The 11961-nt window shown below is 66.4% G+C and carries 8 protein-coding genes and 1 riboswitch; of the genes, 1 reads left to right on the top strand and 7 read right to left on the bottom strand.

Translation table 11 applies throughout. The features are described from left to right. Positions 1-50 precede the first annotated feature (50 nt). From ABZ664_RS17870 to ABZ664_RS17850, 5 genes are all read right to left on the bottom strand, one after another. The gene (locus tag ABZ664_RS17870; protein WP_350941523.1) at positions 51-1001 is read right to left on the bottom strand and encodes a TIM barrel protein; all 951 of its coding nucleotides are present in this window, start codon (positions 999-1001) and stop codon (positions 51-53) included. A gap of 392 nt (positions 1002-1393) precedes the next feature. Further along, positions 1394-3886 (bottom strand): ATP-dependent Clp protease ATP-binding subunit, encoded by a 2493-nt coding sequence (locus ABZ664_RS17865; RefSeq protein ID WP_362510322.1) that lies wholly within the window; start codon positions 3884-3886, stop codon positions 1394-1396. 279 nt (positions 3887-4165) lie between these two features. Continuing rightward, positions 4166-4498 (bottom strand): Lsr2 family protein, encoded by a 333-nt coding sequence (locus tag ABZ664_RS17860; RefSeq protein WP_350941526.1) that lies wholly within the window; start codon positions 4496-4498, stop codon positions 4166-4168. 1287 nt (positions 4499-5785) lie between these two features. Continuing rightward, positions 5786-6865, bottom strand: a complete 1080-nt coding sequence (locus ABZ664_RS17855) for an RDD family protein (protein WP_362510318.1) — start codon at positions 6863-6865, stop codon at positions 5786-5788. Between the two features lie 228 nt (positions 6866-7093). Then, on the bottom strand, positions 7094-7660 hold the full coding sequence (locus ABZ664_RS17850; protein WP_362510866.1) for an amino-acid N-acetyltransferase: 567 nt from the start codon (positions 7658-7660) through the stop codon (positions 7094-7096). Positions 7661-8105: 445 nt separating this feature from the next. Beyond that, a riboswitch (cyclic di-AMP (ydaO/yuaA leader) is annotated at positions 8106-8253 on the top strand. A 5-nt stretch (positions 8254-8258) separates the two neighbouring features. Between ABZ664_RS17850 and ABZ664_RS17845 the strand changes: the two genes are divergently transcribed. Further along, complete coding sequence (locus tag ABZ664_RS17845) at positions 8259-9308, top strand: NlpC/P60 family protein (RefSeq protein WP_362510315.1); 1050 nt, start codon at positions 8259-8261, stop codon at positions 9306-9308. Between the two features lie 72 nt (positions 9309-9380). Here ABZ664_RS17845 and ABZ664_RS17840 read toward each other — a convergent pair whose 3' ends face one another. Next, complete coding sequence (locus ABZ664_RS17840; protein WP_030905642.1) at positions 9381-9581, bottom strand: LuxR C-terminal-related transcriptional regulator; 201 nt, start codon at positions 9579-9581, stop codon at positions 9381-9383. Between the two features lie 772 nt (positions 9582-10353). Continuing rightward, the gene (lysX, locus tag ABZ664_RS17835; protein WP_362510312.1) at positions 10354-11856 is read right to left on the bottom strand and encodes a bifunctional lysylphosphatidylglycerol synthetase/lysine--tRNA ligase LysX; all 1503 of its coding nucleotides are present in this window, start codon (positions 11854-11856) and stop codon (positions 10354-10356) included. Positions 11857-11961: the final 105 nt, after the last annotated feature.

The following is an 11961-nucleotide window of genomic DNA, read 5'->3' as shown; positions in this document are numbered from 1 at the left end:
CGGTGAGTCCGCCCTCGGCATCGACACAACAGGGCGTCGAGCCAGGAAGGTCAGGCGGCGAGGCGCAGGCCGAGGGCGGTGAGGCTGGTGCGGGCCCAGTCGAGCTCCTCGGCGATCACGTTGACCAGGGCGCCGGGGCCCTTGCCCCTGAGGGGCACGGCGAGATCGTGGGTCTCCACCTCGATGTGGGCGGTGCCGTTCACCGCGCCGGAGAGCATCGCGGTGAGGGTGTCCTCCAGGACCGGGCGGGTGCTGGGCAGCTCCTGGCACGCGGCGGCCATGTGGTTGTGTACGTGGCCGAGCTTCACCACGGGGGCTCCGGTGTCCGCCAGGCCGCGCAGGGCGGCTCCCGGCTCCTCAGAGCCGCCCGCGAGATAGCAGGCGTCCAGGCAGATGCCCAGGTGCTCGGAGTCGATGCCGCCGACCCGGTCGAGGGCCTGCTTGGTGGTCTCCAGCACGCATCCGGGCCACGGCTCGAAACCGACCCTGATCGTCTTGCCGGTGACGCTGTACAGTCCGCGCAGCTCGCGGGCGAGGCGCTCCATCCGCCGCGAGGCGATCGAGTGCAGGTCGGCGGGCCAGTCGCGGCGCCAGCCGATGGGGATGGTGGAGATGCTTCCGAAACGGACGTCCTGCGGGAGCAGGAAGGCGAGGATCCTGGCCAGCGCCATCGTGTAGCGGTAACGCTCGGGCTTGGCCCAGTCGGGGCCGGGGACCTCCTGGTTTCTGCCACCGGTGCCGTTGAGGCTGACGACCTCCAGACCGCGCTCCTCAAGGGATCGGCGCAGCCGCACCAGCTCGATCCTGTCGGAGGTGAGATGGTCGGCGACGCTCGGGGAGAGCCAGAGGCCGACCCCCATGCGCTCCACCCCGAGGCGCTTGCGCACCGGCACCGCGTACCGCGTGAGGTGCGCGATGAGGTTCTCCAGATCCTCGGCGGGGTGCACACCCGCGTTGTAGGCCAGGTGAACGAGCGTCCCGTCCTCGTGCCGTAAACGCATGCGTGCCTCCAAAGCGTGCTTTCGTGTAAGCGTCCCGATGGCCCCCGCGCCGCTCGTCGACGGCGGCGCGAGCCGGAGCCCTCCGGCCGGGAGTCCGGCCCGGTCGTCTGAAGCATCCCGCGCGGGCACCGATCTCCGCGTCACTCTCGGAGTTGATTCCTCGGTACGTCGCCGGGCTGACCTCGATACCGCTCTCACCGCAGCCGGTACTACTTTCAGATCATCCGGGTGAGAGTCACCGAACTCACTCTACAGAGTGTAGTACTACCTGTCGTGGCGAAATACCGTCTTAGATAACAAATGAGCAGACCCCGCCGTGAGTCTCCTCACGGCGGGGTCTGCTCATTCGGCCTGAATCAGGCCATGTCTGACCGGCTCCGGTCCTGGATCGGCTACACGATGGCCGCGGCCGAGTCGGGGACCTGGGGAGACGGCGCGTTCTCACCGATGAAGGTGAACTTCGCGTTCTCCCCCTCGCCCTCGATCCCGATCTTCACGATCTGGCCGGGACGGAGCTCCCCGTACAGGATCTTCTCGGACAGGATGTCCTCCAGCTCGCGCTGGATCGTACGGCGGAGCGGACGGGCGCCCATCACGGGGTCGTAGCCACGGTCGGCCAGCAGCTGCTTGGCCTCCTGCGTGAGCTCCATCCCCATGTCGCGGTCCTTCAGACGCAGGTCCACCTGGGCCAGCATCAGGTCGACGATGCGGATGATCTCCTTCGGCGTGAGCTGGTGGAAGACCACGATGTCGTCGACACGGTTGAGGAACTCCGGCCGGAAGTGCTGCTTGAGCTCCTCCTGGACCTTCGACTTCATCCGGTCGTAGTTGGACTCGGCGTCGTTGTTCTTCGCGAAGCCGACGCCCTGCCCCTTGGAGATGTCTCGGGTGCCGAGGTTCGTCGTCATGATGATGACGGTGTTCTTGAAGTCGACCACCCGGCCCTGGGCGTCGGTCAGGCGACCGTCCTCCAGGATCTGCAGCAGCGAGTTGAAGATGTCGGGGTGGGCCTTCTCGATCTCGTCGAACAGGACGACCGAGAACGGCTTGCGCCGCACCTTCTCCGTCAGCTGACCGCCCTCCTCGTATCCGACATAGCCGGGAGGCGAGCCGAACAGGCGGGAGACGGTGTGCTTCTCCATGAACTCCGACATGTCCAGCATGATCAGCGCGTCCTCGTCCCCGAACAGGAACTCGGCCAGCGCCTTGGACAGCTCGGTCTTACCGACACCTGACGGACCGGCGAAGATGAACGAGCCACCCGGACGGCGCGGGTCCTTCAGACCGGCGCGCGTACGGCGGATCGAGCGGGACAGACCCTTGATGGCGTCGTCCTGACCGATGATCCGCTTGTGGAGCTCGTCCTCCATGCGGAGCAGTCGCTGGGACTCCTCCTCGGTGAGCTTGAAGACCGGGATGCCGGTGGCGGTCGCCAGGACCTCCGCGATGAGCTCCTCGGTGACCTCGGCGACGACGTCCATGTCGCCGGCCTTCCACTCCTTCTCGCGGCGCTCGCGCTTGAGCTGGAGCTGCTTCTCCTGGTCGCGCAGCGCGGCGGCCTTCTCGAAGTCCTGCGCGTCGATCGCGGACTCCTTGTCGCGCCGCACGTTGGCGATCTTCTCGTCGTACTCGCGGAGGTCCGGCGGCGCGGTCATGCGGCGGATGCGCATGCGCGAGCCGGCCTCGTCGATGAGGTCGATCGCCTTGTCCGGCAGGAACCGGTCGCTGATGTAGCGATCGGCCAGCTGCGCGGCGGCCACCAGGGCGCCGTCCGTGATGGAGACGCGGTGGTGTGCCTCGTAACGGTCGCGCAGGCCCTTGAGGATCTCGATCGTGTGGCTGAGGCTGGGCTCGGCCACCTGGATCGGCTGGAAGCGTCGTTCGAGCGCCGCGTCCTTCTCCAGGTGCTTGCGGTATTCGTCGAGGGTGGTGGCCCCGATGGTCTGCAGCTCGCCTCGGGCCAGCATCGGCTTCAGGATGCTGGCGGCGTCGATCGCGCCCTCGGCGGCACCCGCGCCGACGAGCGTGTGGAGCTCGTCGATGAACAGGATGATGTCGCCTCGGGTGCGGATCTCCTTGAGGACCTTCTTCAGCCGCTCCTCGAAGTCACCGCGGTAACGGGAACCCGCCACGAGGGCGCCCAGGTCGAGGGTGTAGAGCTGCTTGTCCTTGAGCGTCTCCGGCACCTCGCCCTTGACGATCTTCTGGGACAGGCCTTCCACGACGGCGGTCTTGCCGACGCCGGGCTCTCCCACCAGGACCGGGTTGTTCTTGGTCCTGCGGGACAGGACCTGCATGACCCGCTCGATCTCCTTCTCCCGGCCGATGACCGGGTCGAGCTTGCCCTCACGGGCGGCCTGGGTCAGGTTGCGGCCGAACTGGTCCAGCACAAGGGAGGTCGACGGTGCGGCCTCGGTCGGACCGCCCGCGGCGGCCGGCTCCTTGCCCTGGTAACCGTGGAGCAGCTGGATGACCTGCTGCCGGACCCGGTTGAGATCGGCTCCCAGCTTCACCAGCACCTGGGCGGCGACGCCCTCGCCCTCACGGATGAGGCCGAGCAGGATGTGCTCGGTGCCGATGTAGTTGTGTCCCAGCTGCAGGGCTTCGCGGAGCGACAGCTCAAGGACCTTCTTGGCACGCGGGGTGAACGGAATGTGCCCCGACGGCGCAGACTGACCCTGGCCGATGATCTCCTCGACCTGCTGACGCACACCTTCAAGACTGATGCCGAGGCTCTCCAGAGCCTTGGCGGCAACGCCTTCACCTTCATGGATCAAGCCAAGAAGAATGTGCTCCGTACCGATGTAGTTGTGGTTGAGCATCCGGGCCTCTTCTTGGGCCAGGACGACAACCCGCCGTGCGCGGTCGGTGAACCTCTCGAACATCTCGTCGCTCCTCACAGAGCGGTCAGGCAGGTCCGGGATATCCGAGCCCTGTCATCCCGCATGGTAGCCCCGACCCGGCGACCGCTCTATGCAGAAGACGTTCCCCGAGCGCAGGGCGTTCACCCTCCATCCAACTACTTATGGGGGGTGCGATGTTCCCGCTACGCCGCAAGCGAACGACGTTTGTCTTCCAGTAAAACGCATCATGCGGTCATGGCCGCCACCGGACCCCACCGTGACCGCCATAACCGCATGATTCACTCGATCTACTGAGCCGATCTAGTGAGCCTGCTCGTACTGCTCGACGATCTTCGAGGCGATCCGACCGCGCTCGCTGACATTGAGTCCGTGAGACTTCGCCCACGCCCGGATGTCGGCGCTCTTCTCTCGCGTGAGTGCCCGCGCTCCGCCTGCGCGACGGCGGCGGGGAGCCAGGGCGCCGGAACGGCGGGCGCTCTGCACGAAAGGCGACAGGGAGTCGCGGAGCTTCTTCGCGTTAACGTCACTCAGGTCAATCTCATAGCTGGTGCCGTCAATCGCGAAGGCGACAGTCTCATTGGCCTCGCCCCCATCGAGGTCGTCGATGAGAATCTCCTGGATCTGCTTGGCCATCTACACAATCCTTTCGCGGAGTATTGTTTCATTCGCAAGCTAAACATATACCCGCGATCGAAGAGCGGCAATTCCAGGAGCTCGGCGATTCTCACAGGCAACCGAGACTCACCGGTCGAGCCTCCCGTGGATCAGCTCTTCTGCGACTCGGGGTCGGGCCGTTTTGCCGGACGTCGGCCGGCGGCTTCACTCCGAAGTAGCTTGACGACTCCGAAGATGAAGGCCCCGCCGACGACCGCCGGGGGTATCAACGCGGACAATACGTCGTACATTCGTCCTCGCTCCGCACCGTGGGTGGCTTTCTGGGGACCATGAAAATATGGCGGCGGCTCTCCGGGCCTCGCGGGCGCGCCCGATCGGTGGAACCGCCCATGGATGACCATAGCGCCACCGACCGGCGACACGCGTCACAGGGGCGACCATGCCGTCTTCCTCCAGCCTAATGCTTCTCTCCAGCTCTCTTACCGGTTGTGGTCGTAAAGGCACGAGGAAAAACCAGGGGGGCCATCAGGTGATCATCATCGTCGCCGTAATACCAATGCCGCACGGCTTCCGCGCCGCCGCACCATCGACCTCCCGGCGACGAAGTCCCTGCTGAAGGGGCTGTCCGCCGGGATGAACAACACCTTGCCATGGAGCCTGAGATCGCCGCCGGTGACTTCATCGCGAGAATGCCCTCCGTCGGCAGAACGCCCGGACGGGGAGCCGCTCGCTTCATCACCCCGGTGTGAACCGATGTGACACAAGTGTATGGAACAAGACGGATCTTCAACACTTTCTTGCCAAGAGTACGACCCACTCCGGCACGGAGTACATAGTCGTAGACCGTATAACCACCAAACGCGATGCACTCCTCAGACAACCTCGCCAACACCGGGCGCCCCGATCCGGATCCGTAAGAAGGACTTCACCGGCTGCCCCGAACACACGGCGGAAGGCGAAGAAGAGAATCCGGCGCGGGGTCACCGAGGATGCCGGAGGCGCGCGGCGCCGGCCATTCGGCGAGTAGTGCGCGAACCCCCGACGGGGACGGATCCGGCATTGACCCCTCATAGGACACCTGGGGCGGACGTGAGCCCGTTGTGGGCAACGTACGCGAATATTCCGGCGAGCGGGTCGAGAGTCGGTCATAACTTCCCCCGCGTTGCTCAGGGCGCGGCAAATGGTTTTGAGGCTTCCGCACCCCTCGGCCCCGAGCCTCTTACGGGCCCCTAAGGACCCCCGTTTTCTCACCCGCGCACGAAAACGGGGCCGGCGGTTGAACCGCCGGCCCCGTTATTCAGGGGACTACTTGATCTTGACGACGACCGTCCCCGCCACCTTGTCGTGCAGGGCCTGCTGCAGTGGCTTGTCCCACAGCAGCCACAGGACGTTCACGAGACTGAAGATGTTGAAGACGAAGCCCACGAAGGGGATCCAGCTCAGGAACTGCGGGCCGAAGAACACCCCGGCGCGCTTGACCGCCATGTCGGAGCCGAGCCCACCGGGCGGCAGGGCGCCGCCGACCGGCACGACCTTGATGCCCATGACCATCTTGCCGACCGTCTGGCCGCCCCTGCTGAGCATGAGGAACTCGTAGGCCATGTAGATCGACGCGCTGATCAGTGCGACGAGGAGCGTGGCGAGGAAGGTCCCGCTCCCCTCCGTGACCGTCGTGCCGTTGAAGGTGGGGGCGGTCACGAGCATCGCGGTCAACACCGTGGTGACGATGACCCCCGGGATCGCCAGGATGATCCCGTCAATGAGCCTCGCCAGGAGACGCTGCCACCACTCCGCGAGCGGGGCGGGCGCCCCGGGAGGACCGCCGTACGGCTGACCGTAGCCCTGCTGCCCGTACGCGGGCTGCTGGCCGTAGCCCTGCTGGCCGTAGTCGGGCTGCTGCCCGTACGACCCCGTCCCACCCTGCTGGCCGTAACCCTGCTGCTGCCCGTAGTCGGGCTGCTGGCCGTAGCCCTGCTGCCCGTAACCGGGCTGCTGGCCGTAACCCTGCTGGCCGTAACCGGGCTGGGACTGCTGCCCGTAGCCGGACTGCTCGTGGGACGCCTGCTGGCCGTAGCCCGGCTGCTGCCCGTACGACCCCGTCCCACCCTGCTGGCCGTAACCCTGCTGCTGCCCGTAGTCGGGCTGCTGACCGTAACCTTGCTGCTGGGACGCCTGCTGGCCATAGCCCGGCTGCTGCCCGTACGACCCCGTCCCACCCTGCTGGCCGTAACCCTGCTGCTGCCCGTAGTCGGGCTGCTGACCGTACCCCTGCTGCCCGTAACCGGGCTGCTGGCCGTAGCCCTGCTGCCCGTAACCCTGGCCGTAGCCGGGCTGGCTCTGTCCTGGGCCGGTGTTCGGCTGTGAGGCCTCCGACCGATATCCCATGACCGTTACGTCGGGATCGAGTTCGCCAGCGGCTCGACCCGCGTTGTGCTGTCCGTAATCCGGGTGCCCCGACGGTGTGCGATCGCGGTCGGGATCATCCTGTGGATACGGCGGCTGTCCGGTGCTCACCGCGTCACCTCACTTAGACTGCGCATGTGGCAAATGTCAGACGCACATGCTTGCTGCTGCACAAGGTATCGACATAGGTATCGACAGTCACCTTTCCGATCAGTCAGCTCTAAAGTCATCACAGTCGGGCTCACGTGTCAGGTGGAGCAGCATCCGGGTGTTTCCCAAGGTGTTGGGCTTGACGTGCTCCAGATCGAGAAACTCCGCCACACCCTCGTCGTAGGAGGCGAGAAGCTCCGCGTAGACCGCGGGGGCGACGGGCGTGCCCTGGATCTCGCGGAAACCGTGCCTGGCGAAGAAGTCGACCTCGAAGGTGAGACAGAAGACCCGGCGCAGGCCCAGCTCCGCGGCCGTGCGAATGAGGGCGGAGACGATCCGGTGGCCGATTCCCATCCCGCGACGGGTCGGATCGACGGCCACGGTGCGGATCTCGGCCAGATCCTCCCAGAGGACGTGGAGAGCCCCGCAGCCGATGACCGCCCCCTCCTTGTCGGTGGCGACCCAGAACTCCTGAACGTCCTCGTACAGGGTGACGGTGGCCTTCTCCAGCAGGCGTGGGCCGACGCCGCCATAGGTGTCGACGAGCCGCCTGATCGCGCGGACGTCCGGAGTCCGGGCACGACGGACCGAGACCTCGGCGACCTCTACGATCTCGGCGACCTTGATCGCCTCGGGCAGGGGCGGGTCAGGCTCCGCCCCCTCGGGTCCCGCGCGTCGCTCCCCGCCGCCCGGGGTGCGCACGACCGGCACGGGAGAATGCTCAGCAAGCTGCTCCATGACCGTTCAGCGTACGTCCTCACCGGTCTTCAATTACGGCTCCTCCTTAACTCGCGGCACACCCCCCTCACATGACCGCCGGTAATCGCTTTACCACACTGGGCGCGCGGCATCTCACGTGTGCCACAGCTCACCTTTGGTACGGTCCCGGACCTGGGAAGACCTTCGCCACGCCCCCACCAGGGAGGTAAAGGCAGCGTAATGGCCATGTTGATCATATTGGCGTGTGATCTTTCCGTGACACTTCGGTTGCGAAACCTCCACTGAATTCGCAGTTCTGGTTGAGCAGGAACCACGGGTGCACTAATCTCCGTGCTCGATGTCAGAGACGTAAAAGCCTGACCCGCCGAATCCCCCACCACGGGGAACCGGGGACCCACCACGTCCTTCGGGGTGAATCCGAGTGCCACCGGCGCACTCGGTAGGGCTGCCTCCGGCCCGAACCCGTCAGCTAACCCGGTAGGCGGCCGAGGAGAGGAGCCCGTTGGTGAAGCGCGAGCGCGACCGCGGAGGAAAGAACGCGGGCGACGACGCCCGCCGTCGAGAACGCGCGCCGCGCGGGCTGCGCCGCCGTATGGCGGTCATCGGCCTGGCATTCGCCACCCTCACTCTCGGCACGCCGCTGGTCGCGGCCACCGCCGACCCCGAACCCAGCCTCCAGCAGCTGGCCAAGCAGGCCGAGAAACTGCACGAGGAGATCGGCGTCCTCGCCGAGCGATACAACGGCGAGCGGGTCAAGCTCAGGCAGGCCCAGCGGGCCGCGGAGAGCGCCGAGAAGATCCTCGCGTCGAGCGAGTCGGAGCTGGCCTCCCGCCGCACCAAGGCCACCCTCCTGGCGCAGAGCACCTACATGTCGGGCGGCCTGAACTCCGGGCTCGCCTTCACGCAGGCGACGGACCCCGACACCTTCCTCGATCAGGCCACCACCAACTACGCACTCCAGCAGCAGCAGAGCGAGGAGGTCGCCCAGGTCGCCCGGGCGATCGAGGCCGCCGAGCGGGCGAAGGCCGGCGCCAAGGCGAGGACGGCGGAGGTCAAGGAGCTCCTGGCGGAGATCGACGGCAACCGGACCAAGATCGAGCGTCTGGTCGCGCGGGTCGAGAGCGACCTGTTCAGCGAGGTGCGTGCCAGGGCCGTCGGCAACAGGGGCGCCCGGGTGAAGACCAACGTGCCCATCGTGGGCAGCGGCAAGGCCGCGGAGGCGACCCGCTGGGCGCTCACCCAACAGCTCAAGCCGTACGTCTGGGGCGCCGAGGGTCCCAACTCCTTCGACTGCTCCGGGCTGGTCATGTGGGCCTACCAGAAGGTCGGCATCAGCCTGCCGCACTACACCGGTGACCAGTGGACCGCCGGCACCCACGTTTCCAGGAAAGAGTTGCGCCCGGGAGACCTGGTCTTCTTCTACAGCGACCTGCACCATGTCGGGATCTACATCGGCGCGGGTCTGATGGTCCACGCGCCCCGGACGGGTGACGTCGTCCACATCACCACGATCGACAACCGGCCCTTCGTCGGAGGCGTCCGCATCGCCGCCTGAGCGTGCCCCGCCCCGCCCTCCTGCCCGCACGCGTGCCCGGCCCGACCTGCCGGGCACGCGTGCGGTGCCGTGTCAGATCAGGCGACGGCGGGCGGCCCAGGCGACGGCCTCGATCGCCGTGGCGACACCGATGCGGTCGCAGATGCCTCTCAGCCTGCGCCTGACGGTCCGCCCGCTGATGTCGAGGCGACGCCCCACTCGATCAACCGTGACACCCTTGGCGAGCTCAGCCAGCAGCACGAGGTCGTCATCGCTGAGACCGATATCGCTCATGCCCAGAGGGCCGTCGCCATGGCGTGAATCCACTTCTGGATATGCCACCAAGAGTCACTCCCCCCACTCTGGAAACCGGGTGCGAGACGCCGGAAATGAATACCGTCCGCCAGGAACGGTAAACGCCTCGTTCAAAGGTCGTCAAGTTCTGCTCTTCATAGCGCGCGTCCAGTATTGACATAGTAGGCGCTACATGAAGTACTCATGATATGTCAGTGCCTTTGCGGCTATGTCATGACCCGTCCTGGGCGCGAGCCGGTAGGCACCCCTGGCTGCGGCGATCGAAGTCCCGGCAGAACAAGATTTTGCGGGGTCCCCGCCTCGCCGGGCACGTCGGAGCCGGTCCTCCGGAGATCCGGACCGCCCACATTTTTCGGTAAAAACCGATCTCTTCCCGATACTCTTCGGCCAGCACGACCATCCGCTACCTTGACGACACACCACGAAAAATACGGAAATATGAGGGTCAAGGAAGCAGCTTCACGACATTCGCGAAGTATCACGCGATGACGGTGGGACGCGAAAGCGATATTGGACGTGCTGGAAATGGATTTCCGCCCCACACGGAAAGGCTGCCGACATTACGTGGGCCCATGGGAGCGACGGCCGTTCCCGGCCCCCCGATCTCGTCCCGGCCGCCGATCTCGTCCCGTCCGTCCCGGCGTCGGCCCTGTGGCACTCACGGCGACACCGCATGAAAACGGCGTCGGCCCCGGGCGGTGCCCGGGGCCGACGCCACCGTAAGATCCCTGCGTGTCGCCCTTCGCCGGGCTCAGGCGGTCGGCTTGACCAGCGGGAACAGGATGGTCTCGCGAATGTTCTTGCCGGTGAAGGCCATGATGAGACGGTCGATCCCGAGCCCCATGCCACCGGTGGGTGGCATCGCATATTCCAGGGCCGTGAGGAAATCCTCGTCAAGCTGCATGGCCTCCGCGTCGCCGCCCGCGGCGAGCAGGGACTGCTCGGTGAGGCGGCGGCGCTGCTCGACCGGGTCGTTCAGCTCCGAGTAACCGGTGCCCAGCTCGGTGCCGAAGCCGATCAGGTCCCACTTCTCGGTGAGGAGGGGGTTGTCCCGATGGTTGCGTGCCAGCGGGGAGGTCTCCAGCGGATAGTCCATGACGAACGTGGGCTGAATGAGCGTGTGCTCGACGAGGGCCTCGAAGATCTCCTGGACCAGCTTGCCCTGACCCCACTTGGCGTCCCAGTGGATCTCCCGCGCGTCCGCGAGCTTACGGACGTGCTCCAGGGGCGTCTCGGTGGTGACCTCCTCGCCCAGCGCCTCGGAGACCGACCCGTACAGGGTGATCCGCGGCCACTTCGCCAGCCCGAGATCGACCTCCTGGCCCTGGTGGACGACGACGGAGTGGCCGAGGGCGGCCAGCACGGCCTTCTGGATCATCCGCTGGGTCAGGTCGGCGATGTCGTTGTAGTCGAGATACGTGCCGTACGCCTCCAGCATCGTGAACTCGGGGTTGTGGGTGGAGTCGGCGCCCTCGTTGCGGAAGTTGCGGTTGATCTCGAAGACCTTCTCCAGGCCGCCGACCACCAGCCGCTTGAGGTAGAGCTCGATCGCGATCCGGAGGTAGAGCTCCATGTCGTACGCGTTGATGTGGGTCCTGAAGGGCCTGGCCGTGGCTCCGCCGTGGATCGGCTGGAGCATCGGCGTCTCGACCTCCAGGTAACCCTCCTCGTGCCAGAAGTCGCGGACGGCCCGGACCACGGCACTGCGGGTGTAGGCCATCTTCCTGGCCTCGTCGTTGACGATGAGGTCGACGTAGCGCTGACGGACCCGCGCCTCGGGGTCGGTGAGCCCGGCGTGCTTCTCCGGCATCGGGCGCAGGCACTTCGACGTGATCGCCCAGCGGTCGGCGAGGATGGACAGCTCGCCCCTGCGGGAGGTGATGACCTCGCCCTCGATGCCAACGTGGTCACCGAGGTCGACGTCGCGCTTCCACGCGGCGAGGGACTCCTCGCCCACCCTGTCCAGGGAGACCATGATCTGGAGATCGCCGGAGCCGTCGCGGATGGTGGCGAAGCAGAGCTTGCCTCCGGTCCTGGACAGCATCACGCGGCCGGTGACACCCACTTTGTCGCCCGTCGCGGTGTCAGCGGAGAGATCGGCGTATTTCTGGCGGATCTCGGCGTTGGTCGCGGTGCGCGGGAAGTTCACCGGATAGGGGTCGACGTCCTCGGAACGGAGGCGGTCGAGCTTCTCCCGGCGTACGCGCATCTGCTCGGGCAGATCCTCGGCGGGGGTGGTCACGTCATCGGTCACAGTTCCAAAGGGTACCGATGCGGCGAACCTCGTGAGTTCGCCCCGTCCGGCACCGGGAGGGGACCCTCCCGGTGCCCCGGCGTCCTCAGACGGTGTCGCCGGTGG

The organism is Streptosporangium sp. NPDC006930 (assembly GCF_040635605.1).
Classification (GTDB): Bacteria; Actinomycetota; Actinomycetes; order Streptosporangiales; family Streptosporangiaceae; genus Streptosporangium.
Note: the sequence above shows the minus strand (reverse complement) of the source record. Positions and strands in the feature narration are given on the sequence as shown.

Coding starts and splice junctions, on each gene's coding strand:
- ABZ664_RS17870 (WP_350941523.1), bottom strand. CDS start 1,001: ATGCGTTTACGGCACGAGGACGGGACGCTCGTTCACCTGGCCTACAAC.
- ABZ664_RS17865 (WP_362510322.1), bottom strand. CDS start 3,886: ATGTTCGAGAGGTTCACCGACCGCGCACGGCGGGTTGTCGTCCTGGCC.
- ABZ664_RS17860 (WP_350941526.1), bottom strand. CDS start 4,498: ATGGCCAAGCAGATCCAGGAGATTCTCATCGACGACCTCGATGGGGGC.
- ABZ664_RS17855 (WP_362510318.1), bottom strand. CDS start 6,865: ATGGGATATCGGTCGGAGGCCTCACAGCCGAACACCGGCCCAGGACAG.
- ABZ664_RS17840 (WP_030905642.1), bottom strand. CDS start 9,581: ATGAGCGATATCGGTCTCAGCGATGACGACCTCGTGCTGCTGGCTGAG.